Here is an 18,242-nt window from a genome sequence, read left to right on the forward strand (position 1 = left end):
ATCTTTGAAGTTGATATTATGAGGATATTTTTTTGGACTAATAAGTTGGTTTGAAAATATTTAATTCATAGTCTTAGCAGGAACCTTATTTAAATTTCTTTATATGAAGCATTTTTTACCCTCCAGTTTTTTCCGCCGAAAGCATAGCGTTTTCTTAGCCGGGCTTTTATTTTGGTTGTTGCCGCAGTTGAGTTGGGGGCAGTTATCAATTACTGATGCTACAACAAAAACAATTGATTTTGGTACAACCGTAAGTGGAGTAAATAATGGGGCTTTTAATGCCTCAGGATTTCTGATAACCCCAACTACCGGAAAACTAGATGCTGATGCCTGGGCAATAACTGGTTGGAGTGATGGGGATAAAGATTTTGCTGTTGAAAAAACAGGAACAAATGATTTAGGCAGAGGAACCTACACAGGAACCGGAACCACTAATACCACTACTGGTGGTATATATGCCTTAACCGGATCACCGGCTTCATCAACCAATACTGCTTTAATGATACAACCTACAGGAACCGAATGGTCACCTGGAACGATTACGCTTCGTATTAAAAATGATCACGCTACTGATATTATCACCAGCATAGACATTGCTTATGATATTTTGATAAGAAATAATGAAAATAGATCCAACTCATTTAATTTTTCTTATTCTTCCGATAATAATAGCTACATAAATGTAGGTGCCCTGGATTATGTTTCTCCGCTGACTTCTAATTCTACAAGCTTCGTAAAAGTTGGAGGTACTAGCCCGAGTAGATCTACCACTATCAATGGCTTGAATATTCTTCCGGGGCAATATTTTTATATTCGCTGGACTGGAGATGAGGCAGGTGGATCAGGCTCAATGGATGAATTTGCCCTGGATGATATTAAGGTAACTCCTGTCTTAACCCCTGTTGTTTCTACTCCAACTATTACTACATCAAATCTGGCCACACTTTCATATTGTGCCGGTAATACGGTTACCGTTGAATTTACTACCACCGGTACTTATAATGCAGGCAACGTATTTACCGCGCAACTTTCTGATGCGTCCGGTTCGTTTACTTCACCAATCCAATCGGCAACCGGTACAAATCCGATTTCCCTTACTATCCCGACAACTGCTGCTACTGGTAATGCATATAAAGTACGGGTAATCGCTTCCGATCCGGCAACAGAAGGTTCTGCAAGTGCTGCTTTCACCATTAATGCAAAGCCTGCAACAAACAATACTTCCGTATCTCCGGGCTCCGATCAAACAGTAGATCTGGCTACCACCGGCAGCTTGCTTACCGCCAGTGCGGCTGAACCATCAACTTTTTCCTGGAAGTTTGGAGCAAGTGCTTCAGGACCCTTCAACAACACCATAGCCGGAATTTCCTCTAATGCCTATACCATAACCGGATCACATTTCCCTGGAGCCGGTGAGTATTACCTGGTTGCTGAGGCAACATCGAACGGCCCTTGCAGTACCATTGGTATTAGTAATCCGGTAAAAGTAACCGTTACGGCATCCCAGCCAATTATTTCTACTTCAGTAACTTCTTTGTTGGCTTTCAGCGCACCTGCGGGCACCACAGGTGAGTCGTTAGAACAATCTTATACCTTAACCGGTTCTGCTTTGGCAGGCGATGTAACCATAACAGCTCCTTTACATTATAAAGTCTCCTTTTCTTCGGGGAGTAATTATAGCAACCAGTTAACCCTTAGTCCGGTAAGCGGAGCGGTTAATGCAACTATTTACGTAGTTTATGATCCGGCTGTAGCAGGCACTCATAATGGCAGCATTTCCCATACGAGCTTAAATGCTACTACTAAAGAGGTAGCGGTTTCCGGAAGCAGCAATCCAACAATCAGTATTACCGGAACTCAGCTTACTTTCTCCGCGTTGGCTGGTGGCCAGTCTGCAGAACAATCATACCAAATTTCAGGAACGGCTTTAACTTCAGATGTTCAGGTTGCTGCCCCAGCTCATTTTAAAATTACTAAAACAGCTGGAACAGGCTATGCCGGTTCATTACTGTTTACTCCTAATAGTAATGGCGTCGTTAATGCAACTATTTATGTGGTTTATGCACCTACGGTGGGCGGGGCTCATTCCGGCGACATTCAGCATGCAAGCGCCGGCGCTTCGGTTGTGTTGTTAGGGGTAAGCGGTAATAGTACTCCAACCTTACAGGTTACCGGTACTTTTACTCCGGTTGCAAACCAGACAATCAATACCAACAGTACTGCTCAACAATTTTCAGTATCCGGTTCAAAGCTTACCGGCAACGTGGTTATTACGGCTCCGGCTGAATTCCAGGTATCAAGAACCAGTGCTACGACCGGTTTCAGCAATTCTGTTTCATTTACACCATCCGCAGGTTCTGTGACTAGTGATTATTGGATCCGTTTCAGCCCTACGGTTGCAGGTGCACATTCAAGTAATGTAACAGTAACTTCGGTTAATGACGGTCTTTTGACCAACATTGCTGTAAGTGGAACTGCTGTTAACCAACCAGTAACTATTCATTATTGGGCCTTTAACTCTGGTGCAGGCAGTGTGGCAAATGATAAATGGCCAATGGCAAATGCAATTAATGCGACTTCAGGTTCCGGAACAATAACGCATGATATAGCTGCAACGGAGGACTTTGCAGGTACAACTGATAATGCAGAAAGTGGATATGCAGCTGGAGCTTCTTTTTCAGCGGTGAATAGCGCCAATAATGGGAAAGCCATCGTTTTTAATGTACCTACTACTGGCTATGAGGGACTTAGCTTTAGTTTTTCGAGCAGGGTAAATGGTACATCCGGATTTTCTACGTATGTAGTTGAATATTCAACTAATGGAACCGATTTTAACCTTGCTCAAACTTTCACCGGAAAAACAAATACTTCCTTTGCAACATCAACTGTTGATTTAACTTCCATTCCGGCAGCTAATAATAATCCGAACTTCAAAATAAGAATGACTATTTCCGGAGCAACTTCGTCTTCAGGGAACGTTAGGTTCGACAATATTAAATTAGCAGGCAACCTATTACCCCCAACAATTATAACCTCAAATGTAACCAATGCACCTTACTGTGCCGGCACTTCCATAAGTGTTGCCTTTAGCACTACAGGTACATTCGGATCTGGAAATACCTTTACAGCTCAGTTATCGGATGCCAATGGTTCCTTTGCCACACCGCTTATATCCGCTTCCGGTACCAGTCCGATCTCCGTGGGAATCCCAGGATCTGCAGTTTCAGGCAGCAATTATAAGGTTCGGGTTATTGGTTCGAGTCCGGCAACTACCGGCTCCGAAAGTGCTCCTTTCAGTATTAAAGGCACTCCGGCCAGCAATATTACTACCCTAATTACCGGTGGCCAAAGCCTGCCGGTAAACGGCACCGGAGCTACTTTAACTGTGAGTTCAGAAGAAGCTTCTATTTATACCTGGAAATTCGGAACCGACCCAAATGGACCTTACAACACCATTATTAAAAGTGGTAGTACCAATACGTATCAGTTAACCGGCGCTGACTTTGCCGCTCCCGGTGAATACTATCTGGTTGTAGAAGCTGTTTCGGTTTGCGGGAATATTTCAGGAACCAGTAATGAAATTAAAGTAACCGTTACTGCTCCTAAACCAGTAATTAATGTTTCTACGAACGGCCTGGCAATTTTCAATGCCCCTGCTGGGGTAAGTGGTACTTCTGCAGAGCAATCATTCACGGTTGATGGAACTGGTCTTACAGCTGATATAGTAGTTACTGCTCCGGCTCAATACCTGGTATCTGCTACTTCTGGTTCTGGTTTCAGCAATTCTGTAAATCTGGTACAAGTTTCCGGCACTGTTGCAGCTACGGTTTATGTGGTTTACGATCCATCGGTGGCCGGTACCCATACTGATTCTATAGCACTTACCACCTCCGGAGCCACTACGAAGAAGGTAGGCGTTTCCGGCGAAAGTAATCCCTTACTTACCAGTTCAGAGACATCCTTGTCGTTTACAGCTTTGGCCAATAGCCAATCGGTAGAGAAAACCTATACTATTTCGGGTAAAAACCTGACTGCTGATTTAACGATTACTACAAACAGCAATTTTAAAATTTCTACGGTTTCAGGTTCTGGTTTTAGCACTAGTCCATTAACCATTTCGCCGGTGAACGGCGTGATCCCGAATACTACCATTTATGTGGTTTATGCCCCGGCAACCGGCGGCATTCATAATGGTTCTATTCTGAACGAAAGCGCGGGTGCCAGTACGGTTACTTTATCTGTAGATGGTAACAGTGCCCCTACTTTAAATATTACCGGTTCCTTTGCAACAGTGTCGAACCAGGTTGTTCATTCTCACAGCGTAGGTCAGTTGTTTGCTATCGCTGCCGGGAAATTAACGGGCAATGTGGTTATTTCAGCTCCAGCGAATTTTCAGGTTTCCGGAACGAGCGCAACTGCCGGCTTTACCGATATGTTAACCTTAAATCCTTCAGGGGCAGCAATCTCCGACAACATCTGGATCAGATACAGTCCGGAGGCTGCCGGCAGCCATTCAGATTATATTACGGTTGCCAGTGTAGCCGACGGAATTTCGCAGCAAATAGCAGTAAACGGATCCAGCATTTTGGCCCCAGTAGAGATTGCCGGGGAGCTTTTGCTTGAGGATAACTTTATTGGGAAAAAGGATGATCCGATATCCGGAGCCGGCTGGACCAGCATTAATTCCGGCAACCCGATCTTATTTTCAGAATCCGGTTTAGATTATTTAAACTATGGATCTACTAAAATCGGCACCGGAATTACAATTGCAGCTACTGGCCTCGATTATTACAAAACCTTTAAGCCAGTTAATGGCAATGGCGTATTGTACCTTTCTGCAATTATTAATACCGCCACATCTTCTACCGGTGATTATTTTCTGAATTTAACAGAACTTAATGGTAGTGGTGGTGTTACAACCGGTTACCGTGGCAGAATTTTTATCAAAAACTCCGGTAATCCCGGTTTTATTAACTTTGGTATTTCCAACACAGGCACTAGTACCATTTGGAGCGGTGATTATCCAAAAGGAATGAACCACTTGATTGTAGTTCGCTATGAGTTTAATACTTCAAATCAAACCCAAAGCTCTACGTTATATATTAATCCAAATACTTTCTCAGAAGCAGCTTCTACTGAAAAGATTACGGCAACCGACAATACCACATCTTCCATTCCGCTTAATATCGGAGCGGTTTCTATCCGCCAGGGTAACGGCCCGGTATTGACGCTGGATGGTTTACGCGTTGGAACCGGTTGGGGAGCGGTGTTGGGTAACCCAAGTTTCATTAACCCAGTTTCTACTTTAGCGCCAGGGAATTACAACAATGTGCATATAAATGCTTCAGGTGGCGTAATTAATGCAACCGGAACTGTGGTTGTAAATAATAATTTAACCCTGACGAATGGTAAGGTAGTATTCCCAACGAATGGTGGTTTTACGGTGAACGGTACCTTTAATGGTGGCAGCGCAAATAGCTATATTGAAGGTTTCTTAGCCCAGACCGTTGCAACTACCAATCCGGTTACCTTATTCTTCCCGGTTGCCAAGGCTGGTAATTACCGACCAATAACGCTGGATCTTCAGCAGAATTCGGTTACACCTACGCTTTATACTGCCGAACAATTTGAAAGTAATCCGCCAACCCGCCCTCTGCCAGTTGAAACGATCAAGAATATTTCGGCGGTGCGTTATTTCTCCATTAACAAGGGTGCAGGTGCGAACGTAACGGAAGCCCTGGTAAAACTTTCTTATGGTGCTGATGATGTAGTTACCGATAAAGCCAGTCTTTCGATTGTAAAGTCGAACCCTTCGAATACCTGGGAAGACATTGGACTTGGTGGCTCCGGCGGTACCGCGAACGGAAGCGGTGAAATTCAATCTACCGTACCATTTACAACCTTCAGCGATTTTGTGCTGGCAAACAGAATTGGTGGTACTAACCCGCTGCCGGTAGAGCTTATGAATTTTACGGCTAAGGCCAAAAACACCAGTGTTCAATTAAACTGGGAAACTGCCACCGAAAAGAACAACGCCTATTTCTCAGTTGAAAGAAGTGCCACAGGAGATAATTTTGAAGCGATTTCCAGAGTGGAAGGAAAAGGAAACTCTACCAGCGTACAGAAATACCAGGCGCTAGACAATGCTCCTTTAGCCGGAATGGCCTACTACCGCCTGAAGCAGGTCGATTATGACGGAACTGTTAATTACTCGAAAGTGATCAGCATTAACCTGAAAGGGGAAAAAGAACGGGTTGTTCTGTACCCGAACCCGGCAAAATCTGAATTGAATATTTCCCTGCCGGCTACCTCCGGAAAAGCAGTGATCCGGGTGATGAACCTGTTAGGTCAGCAGGTGCTGGCTGAAAGGGTAGAAGTCGGAAATGCCATTAAGCTGAATGTACAGAACCTGCCGGCTGGCACATACCAGGTAATGATTGAGGCAGATCAGGTACGTGAAGTGAGACGATTTGTAAAAGTTGGTAACTGATTCTTAGCCCTGTAAGTTTAATTAAAAGCCCCGGAGCATTCCGGGGCTTTTTGTTTTTCAGGATCCTTGTTCCAGGTAGAAAGGTGAAGGTATTTTGATCCCCACTTTTTATCACGGAAAGAATAGCGATTTTAAGAAAGATATTCATGTGATGTTAAATTTTACAAGAACAATGAACTAAATTAAAGCAGAAATCATTTGAGGCATAATTCATTTTAACAACAGAGGTATGAAGTATTTGTTTTCTGAAATTTTACGGAATCGTAAGTCTCTCCTTTTTTTCTCCCTGGCGGGAATTTTAGGAATTCAAGAATCTGAAGCGCAAATTACTGCTGCCTTGCTCGATAATTTTAACCGGCCCAACAACCTGAGCGTCGGGGTTCCTTCTTCCGTTGGAGGCAGTACCTGGCTCGAAACCGAAACTTCGGGTTCCAACAATTACCGGATCAGAATTGAAAACAACATGCTGGTGCTGGGCAGCTTTAACAGTGCAAGTTCAGGCGTTGGCTCTTCCGGCCTCGAGCAGGCATCGAATGAGGTAAGTAACCAGTACGCTACCACATTCAGCCAGGCGGCAGCGCCATTGAACTGGGCGTTCAATTTCCGACAGAACCGTTCGGGTACTTCCGGATTTGGGGCAACTACCTACGGTGTGGCATATATTCTGGGGTGCAACAAACCGGTATTTACCGATCCCAATGCCGTGGGCTACGCGGTAGTTTTAGGCAACTCCGGCTCTCCGGATTACGTGCGGTTGGTGAGTTTTAAAAATGGCTTTACCGTTAACTCCAACCTCACTACGTTAGTTTCAAGCCCGGAATTTACCGAAACCGCTTACTACAGCGTAAAAGTCACTTACGATCCCTGCTCCAAATCCTGGGGGCTGCAGGTGCGGAACGATGGCGCTTCCTTTGCCGATCCGCTTACCGTGCAGGAGCCGGTTTTGACTTTTTCGGACCAAACCCATACCAATACGAATTTAAATTTTACCGGCGCGGCCTATAACCATGGCACGGCCAATGTAACGGCCTATTTCGACAACATTTCCGTACCGAATTCACCCTATTTTACGGCTCAAACTTATACATGGACCGGTTCGCTTTCTTCCGACTTTACCGAGCCGGGAAACTGGAATCCTACCCGTAACTGCCATCGTAACTCGGATATTCTGACTTTTAATGCAGGCGGAACGATAAACCTCAGCAATGTAAGTTCTCAGGAATTCGGGAAACTGCTGGTGCAGAACAATACCGCTCTAAGCCTGAAGGCCAAAGCCGGAAGTACCCAAACGTTGCAGATTGCTGGCGGCAATCAGGAGGACCTGGTTGTTGGTGCAGGTTCTTCTTTAATAATAGACAGCAACGATGCTCTGGAGATTAGTTTAAAGACGGGTACAACCGGAATCATTGCGGGGAATTTCACTTTTCAGAATACGGCCATGAACCTGGGACGTGCCCACCGCTTGCTGGTGGCAGATGCCAATGCTCTAACCGTTACTAGCGGGGCACAGGTAAATGCAAGAAACCTCAACGGAGAGCCTTTTGGCATTACCGGCACGGCCAATGCCGTAATCTTTAAAGCCGGTTCGGTATATATTTCCAAAGATGGCGCCAGTCCGTTCGGGTTGGCTACGCCGAATTCGAAAGTGGTTTTTGAAACCGGCAGTTTGTACCGCCACGAGCAGGTAGGAACGGCGCCAAAATTCGATGGCCGGGTTTATGCTGATTTTGAACTGAACGTAACCAACGCCCTGGCCATTATTTTTGGTACGAGCGCCCCGGTGCCAACGCGCATCGACAATTTTACGATCAGCAGCGGAACCATGAACGTTACCTTGGCAAGTGGTAGCACGCCGCTCCCACTGCAAATTAAAGGCAATTTAACAATAGCTCCGGGTGCTACCTTCAATTTTAACCCTGCAAATGCCGTAAATACGTCACCCATCAGTCTGAATGGTACTAAAAAGCAGCAAATAAGCGGTACCCTAAATTTAGGACAATACGCCAACCTTGAACTTAACAATCAGGCTGGAGCAGAACTGCTTACGCCTCTGACCATAAAAGGCAATCTCCAGTTCTCACAGGGAATCCTCACGTTAGGACCGGTTGCTACGCTTACGTTCGAAGATAATGCGGCCACTACCGGTGCCTGGAGTGGAAGCTATGTAAACGGCCGGATCATTAAAACCGGCGACGATGCCTTTAGTTTTCCAACCGGGAAAGGAGGCTATTTTGCCCCGATCGGAATTTCAGCTCCGCAAAATGTGACCGATAAATTTTCTGCAGAGTATTTCCCAGAGAACCCCGTTACCTTGTTCGGAAGCCTTAAACACGATTCATTGGGACAGATTTCGAGTACCGAGTACTGGGATCTTGAACGGTTGGCAGGTGCTTCAGAAGTAAAAGTAACTCTTAGTTATGACCCTGGCCGTAGTATTTCGATAGCTGATCCGAATGAATTACGGGTTGCTCATTATAAAGGAGGCGATGCCGGTTGGGCAAACGAAGGTAAACCTGAAATGACAACCAGCGAATCCTCGATGATGTTGCTATCCACGCGTAAAATGCAAAGCTCTTTCAGTCCGTTTACTTTTGCTTCCGTTGCTTCCAATAATCCCTTGCCGGTGGAGCTGGTGAATTTTACCGCTAAAGCCGGAATTGAAATTGTCGTACTTAACTGGACCACGGCAACCGAGCAAAATGCGGGTTGGTTTGAGGTAGAGCGAAGCAGTAATAGCCGTGATTTTGAAAAAGTAGGAGAGGTAAGGGCAGCCGGTAATAGTACCCAGTTAAAACAGTATGGTTTTGAAGATAAAAAGCCCGGGAGCGGGGTGATTTATTATCGCCTGAAACAGGTGGATCTCGATGGCACCTTTACCTATTCAAAAACGGTAGCTCTTACGGTGAAAGAAAACGAATTCCTTTATCTTTATCCAAACCCGGCTTCTGAGCAGCTTACTATTCGCTTGTCATCTTCCGCATCCGCTACCATTCAGATCCTGAATATTCTGGGGCAAGCGGTTTGGTTAAGAAACAATATTTCTGGCTCCGAAGTTAAGCTTGACATTGCACAACTTCCGGCCGGTACTTACCAGCTAATAGTGGAAACGGAAAACGGAAGGGCCACCAGAAAATTCGTGAAGGTAGGCAACTAAAGGGTAAAAATTAGCTAAGTGAAAGCAAGATTTTTGGCTTAACCGGAGCTTTTGCTTTTATACCTAATTAGCGGTAGGTATTTGGCGTTTAAAAGTCATCAGGAATTGGGTCTTCAAATGCGATGAATATTACTGAATCTGGTCAGGCATTGCATAATTTTTATAAGAACTTTTTACAAAGGCTCAAAACTCAGCAAAATAAAAAGCAGCGCGTAAGTACCAAAAAACTTAAACAACCTGACCTATGATAGTAGCTACTTGTATTTTCGCCCTTACTGCCGCTTTAATGTACGTTTGTGAAATGCCAACGGAAGAGAGTGATTCCTAACTCTTCATAGCGCGGTAAGTTAATTCAACCTTCCTTTATCTGCCTGAAATATAAACTAGGAAGCCTGCTGTTCAGATCAGCAGGCTTTTTTTCTGATTAAAGCATATTGGCAAAGCAACTTAATTTAGCTGGATGAAGATAGGTTGAATGTGCTTAGTCACATGTTTCTGGTCTGAATGATACTAAAATAGAATGAGTTATGCATAACGTCTCCGATGGCTGTCCCCTGACGGCCATCTTTCCTACTTCGAAAGGAAATAAGCTAGGAAGCAAATAAAGTTCTGTCTTGGGATAGGACTTGGGAAACATTATTACCTATGAGCATAAATGATGCTATAATAGTATGATTACTCCATGCAATATAAAAAAATAAAAAAAGCCTTTCCTGTTAACCAGGAAAGGCTTTAAATAAGGTAAAATGCTAAGCTTTTACACCGAAAAACTATCGCCGCAACCACAGGTACGGGAAGCGTTCGGGTTGTTGAAGTAGAAGCCCTTGCCGTTCAGGCCGTCGGAGAAATCGAGTTCGGTGCCGGCCAGGTACAGGAAGCTTTTCATATCTACCACTACCTTTACGCCTTTGTCCTCGAATTCCTGATCCATCGGACGAACTTCGTCATCAAAATCGAGCTGGTAGGAGAGGCCGGAGCAGCCGCCACCGGCAACGGAAGCGCGCAAGCGGAAGGCATCGGTTAGGTTGGCATCCTTTTTCAGCTTTTCTACTTTTTCTTTGGCTTTATCGGAAACGGTTATCATAATCGCTGTTCGTTAATCGTTGCTCGTTGTTCGATAAATAAACAAAAAGCTGGTTTTATTAATTCCTTACGTTTGGCAGCACCGTACTGATTACCGATGCGAGCACAGCCACCCGAAGTTTAAATGAATCTGACTGAAACATTTACAAATGAAAACTAAAATTAAGAGGTCGGGTTCAGCACCACACTGAAAACAGTAATGGTGTTTATATCGCGGCCGTAATACAATTTATCCAGCGCACTGTAAACGTTCGCTGCCCGGAAGTAGGAGGTTTGCAGTTCTCGTTCGCCGCGGGCAATCCACTGAATAGTGAAGCTGCTTTCCTTGTCGCGGTAATTCTGCACGTAATCCCACATTTTGCGAAGCGCTTCCAATTTATTCAACCCGATTTCTGAGTGAAACAGGAACGATTGGCTATGGCGGGGATTTACAGTGATCAGATCCAGGCGCGTACGTCCTTCCAGTTCCCGGTACTCGAACAAAAGGGTAGAGCTGTTCATGCCCAGGTAATTCATGATCTGGTCCTGCAGGCGCACAATTTCGGCCCGAACGTCGGAGGTAACTTCCATGGCTGGCAAGTTTAAAATGGTTTGAAATTCAGTTAAGAATTTTTAAACTAAAAATTTTGTCATCCTGAGCGATAGCGAAGGAACTTGGTGGCTCGTTGTAGAAAGTTTTCTACTGGGAGCCGACGAGGTCCTTCGCTCACGCTCAGGATGACAGGATGATATTAGTGGTGCGATTTCGGCATTTCGAGCGGCTCCAAACCGTTCTTCACGCGGTAATCGTTGATCGCAGATTTAATGGCGTCTTCAGCCAGAACGGAACAGTGAATTTTAACCGGCGGCAAAGCCAGCTCTTCCACAATTTCCATGTTGTCGATTGCCAGAGCCTCGTCTACTGATTTACCTTTCAGCCACTCGGTAGCCAAAGAAGAAGAAGCGATAGCCGAACCGCAACCGAAGGTTTTGAATTTCGCATCGGTAATGATCTGGTTTTCGTCTACCTCGATCTGCAGACGCATTACGTCGCCGCACTCAGGAGCACCAACCAAACCGGTACCAACACTTTTTTTGCTTTTATCCAGCGTACCTACGTTGCGCGGGTTGCTGTAATGGTCAATAACTTTATCTGAATAAGCCATTTTACTAGTGATTAATGATTAGTGATTAATGATTAGTAAATTAATGATTAATGAAAAGTGATTTTTTACTCATACAGAATAACTAATCACTATTCATTAATCACTAATCACTATTAATGTTCCGCCCACTCTACGCTGTCCAGGTCTACGCCTTCTTTGAACATCTCCCATAGCGGCGACATTTCGCGGAGCTTGGTTACTGCTTCTTTTACGTGATCGATGGCATAGTTGATCTCTTCTTCGGTCGTGAAACGGCTCAGGCCGAAACGCAGGGAAGAGTGTGCCAGGTCGTCGCTCATACCCATAGCTTTCAGCACGTAGCTTGGTTCCAGGGAAGCGGAAGTACAGGCTGAACCGGAAGAAACGGCCAGGTCTTTTACGCCCATCATCAGGCCTTCGCCTTCCACGTATTTAAAGGAAATATTACTTACGTGCGGCAAACGGTGCTCTTTGGAGCCGTTCAGGTACGATTCTTCCAGTTTCAGAAGTTCGGTTTCCAGTTTCTCGCGCAGCTTTAAAATGCGTTGCGTATCAGATTCCATTTCGTTTTTGCACAGCTCGCAAGCCTTGCCTAAACCTACAATGCCCGGCACGTTCAGGGTGCCAGAACGCATACCGCGCTCGTGACCGCCGCCGTCCATCTGGGCGGTAACTTTAACTCTTGGGTTTTTCCGACGCACGTAAAGCGCACCAACACCTTTCGGACCGTACATTTTATGGCCGGAAAACGCCATCAGGTCAATACCGTCTGCTTCTACGTCAACCGGGATTTTACCAACGGCTTGGGTAGCATCGGTCATGAAAAGAACACCGTTTTTGCGGGCTAAGGCTGATATTTCTTTGATCGGCTGCAGTACGCCCACTTCGTTGTTGCCGTACATGATCGAGATCAGGATGGTTTGCGGCGTAATGGCAGCTTCCAGTTCTTTCAGGTCGATCAGGCCTTCTTCGTTTACTTTCAGGTAAGTTACCTTGCCACCCAGTTTCTCGATGTGCTTGCAGCTATCCAGAACCGCTTTGTGCTCGGTAACCGCCGTAATAATGTGGTTACCTTTGGACGCGTACATTTCGAAAACGCCTTTAATAGCCAGGTTATCGGATTCGGTAGCGCCGGAAGTAAAGATGATCTCTTTCGGGTTACAGTTGATCAGGCTTGCGATCTGCTCGCGGGCGTAATCAACGGCTTCTTCGGCATTCCAGCCAAAGGCGTGGTTACGGGAAGCGGCATTACCGAATTTATCGGAAAAGTAAGGGAGCATCGCTTCCAGCACGCGGGGATCCATCGGCGTGGTAGCGTTGTTGTCCAGGTATATCGGGAATTTCAGCATAATTGCTAATATGTGGTTACGTATCTCTATTTTTACCGCTTATAAAACAAACCCTGGGGCTTATTAGTTTAGCGCACCGCAAAATTACTAAATTAGATTCAATTTAAATAATTATGAAGAACCTCGAACATATCGGCATTGCCGTGAAAGACTTTGCCGCCGCCAACACTTTATTCACCAAACTGCTGAACGCGGAACCTTATAAAATAGAAGAAGTGGCTTCTGAAGGCGTTAACACTTCCTTTTTCCGGATGGGCGAAGCAAAGATTGAGCTGCTGGAAGGCTTAACCCCGGACAGTGCCATTACCAAGTTCCTGGAGAAAAAAGGCGAAGGCATTCACCACCTGGCTTTCGAGGTAGAAGATATTTACGCCGAAATGGAGCGGTTAAGAGCTGAGGGCTTCACTTTGCTGAACGAACAACCAAAACGTGGCGCCGATAACAAACTGGTTTGCTTTGTACACCCGAAAACGGCGAATGGCGTTTTAGTGGAGTTGTGCCAGGAAATTAAGTAAATTGTTTAATGGCTGAATTGTTAAATTGTTGATTGTGGATTGGGTTTTTGGAGTGGTAGGATAGCGTTTTTTACGGTCATCTCGACGATAGGAGAGATCTCATCCGGTTGGTAGGGAGGTTTGCTATGGAATGTCTGAATCAGGATTTTCAGGATTTACAGAATTTTCAGGATTGCAGGCAAATAGGATGTTTTTTGCTGAATGATAGGAGTGTTAGCGATATAAATTATTCAAAGTTATTGCGTCATTCCGAGCGAAGCCGAGGAAACTTATGGGGCAATGTTATTAATTAGCTCTTCTGAAATCTAAAACTTACAGAATGAGAAAGGTATTTACCCATTTACTACTCTTATTCCAAATTGGGATAATGGCTTGTAATGAGGAGCCAAATAACAAAAGTGAAAGCTTTAAGGGCGTTAATACTAAGCCAAAAACAGTTGAAAGTAAACCTACTTTACCAGCTATTGCAAATAATGCCGCTTCTGAAGTTGCTTTGAGTTTTATGAATAACTATAAAGCACACTGTGATAGTGCTTCTAAATCGATGGATACCGGAAAATGGATTGAATTTAACCCGCTACTCACCCCAAGTTTCAAAATAACTTATAAAAAACTGGTGGATGAGGCCTTTAAGACAGATCCCGAATTGGGGCTTGATGCAGACCCTATTTTTGATGCTCAGGATTATCCGGATGAAGGCTTTATTTTATTGGAAAATGGTGAGAATGGCTATGTAACTTTACAAGGTAAAGATTGGCCTGATTTTAAATTAGTAGTGAAGGTTATTCAAGCAAATAATAACTGGTTGGTTGACGGTGCTGGAATAATAAATGTTCCGGAAGAGAAAAGAGTAAAGAGATTATAACTAAGCCCCATAAATATCCTTGAGCGCTACGCTCGCAAGCTTCATACTCCCGCCCTCACTTGTGCCCGGATTGACCTCAATTATGTATTCTAAGCGTTCCGCTAAATTCCCCTCAACCGCTAATTCCTATTTCCGTATCCAAAGCACCAACCTGATAAAACTATGAGCAAAGAAATAAAGGAAATACACCGTGTAGTAGATCAGTTAATGATCGGGAACGTGATCCTGTACCCGACCGATACGGTTTGGGGCATTGGGTGCGATGCGGAAAACGTGCAGGCCGTGAAGCGGATCTATGAAATAAAGGAACGCCCGGAAGAAAAGCCTTTTATTTTGCTGGTGGCCGACGTGGAAACGCTTAAACGCTACGTAAAAAATGTACCGGAAAACTTCGTGAACCTGATCCAGAACCAGGAACGCCCGACCACTTATATTTTCAACGATGTCCAGAATTTGCCGCCGGAAGTAATTTCCCGGGACGGCAGCGTGGCTTTCCGGATCCCGCAAGATGAGTTTTGCCACCGGCTGACCCGGCAATTTGAACGGGCTATTGTTTCTACTTCGGCAAACGTGAGCGGGAAACAATCCGGGGGGAGTTTTTCCGATATTCCGGATACCATTAAAGAAAAAGTAGATTACATGGTAGCCTGGCGGCAGGAAGAAGAAATTCAGGCCAGACCTTCCCGAATTGTGCAGTTGCAGCCCGACGGTAGTCAGAAAGTGATCCGCGAGTAGTTTTTTTGCACAAAAGCCTACTGTTTTTTTGAGTAGTTTTGCAGCCGGAAGCATCGAAAGCCTATGCTGTTAAAGTCCCCCTTTGGAGGGGGGGTAGGGGGAGGATCTTTACGTTATTTGGTACTCTCCCCTTGAGGGGAGCCGGTGGGGTGTTTCACATGGCGCGAATTACACCCCTCTAACTCCCCTCAAGGGGAGAATCTTCAATAATGTAGTCCTCCCCCTAACCCCCTCCAAAGGGGGGCTTGTTACCTGCCAGCTTTTCTGCTTCTGTTAATTCTGTAAATCCTGATTCAGACAAGCATGCAAACTGTTGAACTGCCCGATCATAAAATATTTGGAACCGTAGCCGAAGCGGCCGCTGAATTGCAGGTGGAAACCTACGTGATCGGCGGATTTGTGCGGGATCTGATCCTGAAGCGGCCTTCCAAAGATATTGACGTGGTGTGCGTGGGAAACGGTATAGCACTGGCCGAAAAAGTGGCCGAGAAGTTGCCGCACAAACCCAAAGTGGTGGTATTCAAGAATTTCGGCACGGCCATGCTGCGGGCCGAAGACTGGGAAGTGGAATTTGTGGGCGCGCGGAAAGAATCGTACCGATCTGATTCGCGGAAGCCGGAAGTGGAAGCCGGAACGCTGGAAGATGATCTGAAACGCCGCGATTTTACGATCAATGCCCTTGGGATAAGCCTGAACAAAAATTCCTTCGGACAATTGATCGATAAATTCGATGGGTTGGGCGATATAAAGCGGAAAATGATCAAAACGCCGCTGGAACCGGGCATTACCTTTTCCGATGATCCCTTGCGGATGATGCGCGCCATCCGGTTTGCCACCCAACTCGATTTCGACATCGATGCCGATACCTACGATGCCATTGTCGATAATAAGGAGCGGATCAGCATTATTTCCAGAGAACGGATTACCGACGAGCTGAACAAGATCATTCTGGCCAAAAAGCCGAGTTACGGTTTCAAGCTGCTCTTCAATACCGGTTTGCTCAAGCTGATCTTCCCAAAAATGGTGGAGTTGCACGGCGTGGAAACCAAAAATGGCAAATCGCACAAAGATAATTTCTACCACACGCTGCAGGTTCTGGATAATGTGGCCGAAGTAACCGATAACCTCTGGCTTCGCTGGGCGGCCATTCTCCACGACATTGCCAAACCTGATACCAAACGTTTCCACGAAAAAGCCGGCTGGACCTTTCACGGGCACGAAGACCGCGGCGCGCGCATGGTGCCCAAGATCTTTGCCGATCTGAAACTGCCTTTAAACGAACAAATGCGCTACGTGCAGAAGCTGGTGCGTTTGCATTTGCGGCCCATTGCGCTGGTAAAAGAAACCGTGACCGATTCCGCCGTAAGAAGATTGCTTTTTGAAGCCGGAGACGACATTGACGACCTGATGAAGCTGTGCGGCGCGGATATTACCTCGAAGAACGATGCCAAGGTGAAACGCTACATGCAGAATTTCCGGCTAGTGGAAGAGAAGCTCAAACAGGTAGAAGAAAGCGACAAGCTCCGGAATTTTCAGCCCGTTATTTCCGGCGAGATCATCATGCGTACTTTCGATCTGAAGCCTTCCAAAGAAGTGGGTTTGTTGAAGGATGCCATAACCGAAGCCATTCTGGAAGGAAAAATCCGGAATGAATTTGAACCGGCTTACGCATTTCTATTGGAAGAAGGCAGGAAACTGAAGCTGGAACCCGTAATGCTCATTTCCAAAGAAACGGCAGAAGAGATGAAGCTGGCAGTAAAAGCCGAATAGTAAAGGCCTGATTTTTCGAATCGGGTATAAACTTCCGGCTTATGCCAAGTTATACCAAATCGCCAAAAGCCAATTCCATTAAATACTTATGCTGGTGCGAGATACTTATGCTGGTGCGAGCCTCCGGCTCGTATCACTTTTGCTCGTATCACTTTCAAAACCTGACCAAATAATTCCGATACTAGCCGGAGGCTCGCACCAGCGATCAAGGTAATTACAGGAAAGGAACAATCTTTAAAAGAACTTGTATTACTCCGGCCCATTTGGGAATGTCTTATTTACGGGTCTGGTTTCCGGGAGCTGGTTTTCTAATCCATTTCAGGTAAGGAAATACTATCAGGGCGCTCACGATCAGGTAAAGTAAAATAGCCGCGGGTACCAGTTTTTGGCCGGGTAAATTGGCGCTGGCTACGGCAATGGCAATGGCCGGATGGCGCGAAGCAGCAGCCATTGCCAGAACCGAGCGGTCTGCCGGATCAGGACCACCCAGAAAATGGCCTGCCAGTAATCCGGTAATCGAAAAAACTGCAATTGCCAGCACTGTTCCGTTGCCAATCAGATGAATCACGGCCGGAAACATTTTAACCAGTACTGGCAGCAGCGCTATCCCGAGCATGATCTGCGAAATTCGGGCTACCGGATTCCCGAACTTTTTGGAGAAAGCCGGGGCAAAATACCGCAAGGCAATGCCTGAAAAAAGCGGCACAATTACTGAAATCAACGCTGAAGCAACAATTTCTTTCATGGCAATGTTTACAGGCCTGACCAGGATAATGTCCAGAATTTTTAAGGTAAGCGGAATGAGGATCAAAGTGAGTAAGGAGGCTGTAAGCATTAAGCCGATCACGTAGGATCTGCGGCCGCCGGCATGTAAGGGCTTTCGGGGAAATAAGGGCGCTAGCGGAGAAATTGAAATACCGACGAGGGCTACTTTTACCAGTGGCGACAGAGCGGAAAAATGCGCAATAAGCAAGGCAACTACCGGCATAATAATGTTCATGGCCAGGACGGAACGCAACAAAAGCCCAGGCTTCCGGATCAGGTAAAAAGCATCTTCCGAAGTGGTTTTTAAGCCATAACCTAAAGCGGTGAGGAAGATGCTTATTTTCAGGATTACACTGATTATGGCAATGGCATTCATGGGGTACAGTTTTTGA

At 45.6% G+C, this 18,242-nt stretch carries 11 protein-coding genes; 6 read left to right on the forward strand and 5 right to left on the reverse strand.

Features of this window, described 5'->3' with window-relative positions; genetic code table 11:
• Positions 1-499: 499 nt before the first annotated feature.
• The gene (locus F0P94_RS11415; RefSeq protein WP_191907022.1) at positions 500-6,490 is read left to right on the forward strand and encodes a T9SS type A sorting domain-containing protein; all 5,991 of its coding nucleotides are present in this window, start codon (positions 500-502) and stop codon (positions 6,488-6,490) included.
• Between the two features lie 337 nt (positions 6,491-6,827).
• A complete protein-coding gene (locus F0P94_RS11420) occupies positions 6,828-9,644 on the forward strand; it encodes a T9SS type A sorting domain-containing protein (protein WP_191907023.1) in 2,817 nt (938 codons plus the stop codon).
• 757 nt (positions 9,645-10,401) lie between these two features.
• Here the strand turns inward: F0P94_RS11420 and F0P94_RS11425 are convergent.
• The 4 genes from F0P94_RS11425 to F0P94_RS11440 all read right to left on the reverse strand — a co-directional run bounded on the left by F0P94_RS11425 (position 10,402) and on the right by F0P94_RS11440 (position 13,200).
• Positions 10,402-10,728 (reverse strand): HesB/IscA family protein, encoded by a 327-nt coding sequence (locus tag F0P94_RS11425; RefSeq protein WP_150904029.1) that lies wholly within the window; start codon positions 10,726-10,728, stop codon positions 10,402-10,404.
• 161 nt (positions 10,729-10,889) lie between these two features.
• Positions 10,890-11,297 carry a hypothetical protein gene (locus F0P94_RS11430; RefSeq protein WP_150904030.1) on the reverse strand — a complete coding sequence of 136 codons (408 nt, stop codon included), beginning with the start codon at positions 11,295-11,297 and terminating at the stop codon, positions 10,890-10,892.
• Positions 11,298-11,458: 161 nt separating this feature from the next.
• Positions 11,459-11,872 carry a Fe-S cluster assembly scaffold IscU gene (gene iscU / locus F0P94_RS11435; protein ID WP_150904031.1) on the reverse strand — a complete coding sequence of 138 codons (414 nt, stop codon included), beginning with the start codon at positions 11,870-11,872 and terminating at the stop codon, positions 11,459-11,461.
• A 113-nt stretch (positions 11,873-11,985) separates the two neighbouring features.
• Positions 11,986-13,200: an IscS subfamily cysteine desulfurase gene (locus tag F0P94_RS11440; RefSeq protein ID WP_317133062.1), complete on the reverse strand. Its 1,215-nt coding sequence runs from the start codon at positions 13,198-13,200 to the stop codon at positions 11,986-11,988.
• Between the two features lie 113 nt (positions 13,201-13,313).
• Between F0P94_RS11440 and mce the strand changes: the two genes are divergently transcribed.
• The 4 genes from mce (at position 13,314) to F0P94_RS11460 (ending at position 17,085) form a co-directional block, all read left to right on the forward strand.
• Positions 13,314-13,715, forward strand: coding sequence for a methylmalonyl-CoA epimerase (gene mce, locus F0P94_RS11445; protein WP_150904032.1), 402 nt, complete (start codon positions 13,314-13,316; stop codon positions 13,713-13,715).
• 319 nt (positions 13,716-14,034) lie between these two features.
• The gene (locus F0P94_RS11450; RefSeq protein WP_150904033.1) at positions 14,035-14,580 is read left to right on the forward strand and encodes a hypothetical protein; all 546 of its coding nucleotides are present in this window, start codon (positions 14,035-14,037) and stop codon (positions 14,578-14,580) included.
• Between the two features lie 162 nt (positions 14,581-14,742).
• Positions 14,743-15,315, forward strand: coding sequence for an L-threonylcarbamoyladenylate synthase (locus F0P94_RS11455; RefSeq protein ID WP_150904034.1), 573 nt, complete (start codon positions 14,743-14,745; stop codon positions 15,313-15,315).
• A gap of 303 nt (positions 15,316-15,618) precedes the next feature.
• Complete coding sequence (locus tag F0P94_RS11460; protein WP_150904035.1) at positions 15,619-17,085, forward strand: CCA tRNA nucleotidyltransferase; 1,467 nt, start codon at positions 15,619-15,621, stop codon at positions 17,083-17,085.
• Positions 17,086-17,359: 274 nt separating this feature from the next.
• On the opposite strand, the gene F0P94_RS11465 is transcribed toward F0P94_RS11460, so the two are convergent.
• Positions 17,360-18,226: a bile acid:sodium symporter family protein gene (locus tag F0P94_RS11465; RefSeq protein ID WP_150904036.1), complete on the reverse strand. Its 867-nt coding sequence runs from the start codon at positions 18,224-18,226 to the stop codon at positions 17,360-17,362.
• Positions 18,227-18,242: the final 16 nt, after the last annotated feature.

The sequence above is a fragment of the Adhaeribacter soli genome (assembly GCF_008727925.1).
GTDB lineage: Bacteria > Bacteroidota > Bacteroidia > Cytophagales > Hymenobacteraceae > Adhaeribacter_A > Adhaeribacter_A soli.

What these genes read in the sequence shown, in the direction of transcription:
- F0P94_RS11415 (WP_191907022.1), top strand. Translation starts at nt 500, where the DNA reads ATGATACAACCTACAGGAACCGAATGGTCACCTGGAACGATTACGCTT.
- F0P94_RS11425 (WP_150904029.1), bottom strand. Translation starts at nt 10,728, where the DNA reads ATGATAACCGTTTCCGATAAAGCCAAAGAAAAAGTAGAAAAGCTGAAA.
- F0P94_RS11430 (WP_150904030.1), bottom strand. Translation starts at nt 11,297, where the DNA reads ATGGAAGTTACCTCCGACGTTCGGGCCGAAATTGTGCGCCTGCAGGAC.
- iscU (WP_150904031.1), bottom strand. Translation starts at nt 11,872, where the DNA reads ATGGCTTATTCAGATAAAGTTATTGACCATTACAGCAACCCGCGCAAC.
- F0P94_RS11440 (WP_317133062.1), bottom strand. Translation starts at nt 13,200, where the DNA reads ATGCTGAAATTCCCGATATACCTGGACAACAACGCTACCACGCCGATG.
- mce (WP_150904032.1), top strand. Translation starts at nt 13,314, where the DNA reads ATGAAGAACCTCGAACATATCGGCATTGCCGTGAAAGACTTTGCCGCC.
- F0P94_RS11450 (WP_150904033.1), top strand. Translation starts at nt 14,035, where the DNA reads ATGAGAAAGGTATTTACCCATTTACTACTCTTATTCCAAATTGGGATA.
- F0P94_RS11455 (WP_150904034.1), top strand. Translation starts at nt 14,743, where the DNA reads ATGAGCAAAGAAATAAAGGAAATACACCGTGTAGTAGATCAGTTAATG.
- F0P94_RS11460 (WP_150904035.1), top strand. Translation starts at nt 15,619, where the DNA reads ATGCAAACTGTTGAACTGCCCGATCATAAAATATTTGGAACCGTAGCC.
- F0P94_RS11465 (WP_150904036.1), bottom strand. Translation starts at nt 18,226, where the DNA reads ATGAATGCCATTGCCATAATCAGTGTAATCCTGAAAATAAGCATCTTC.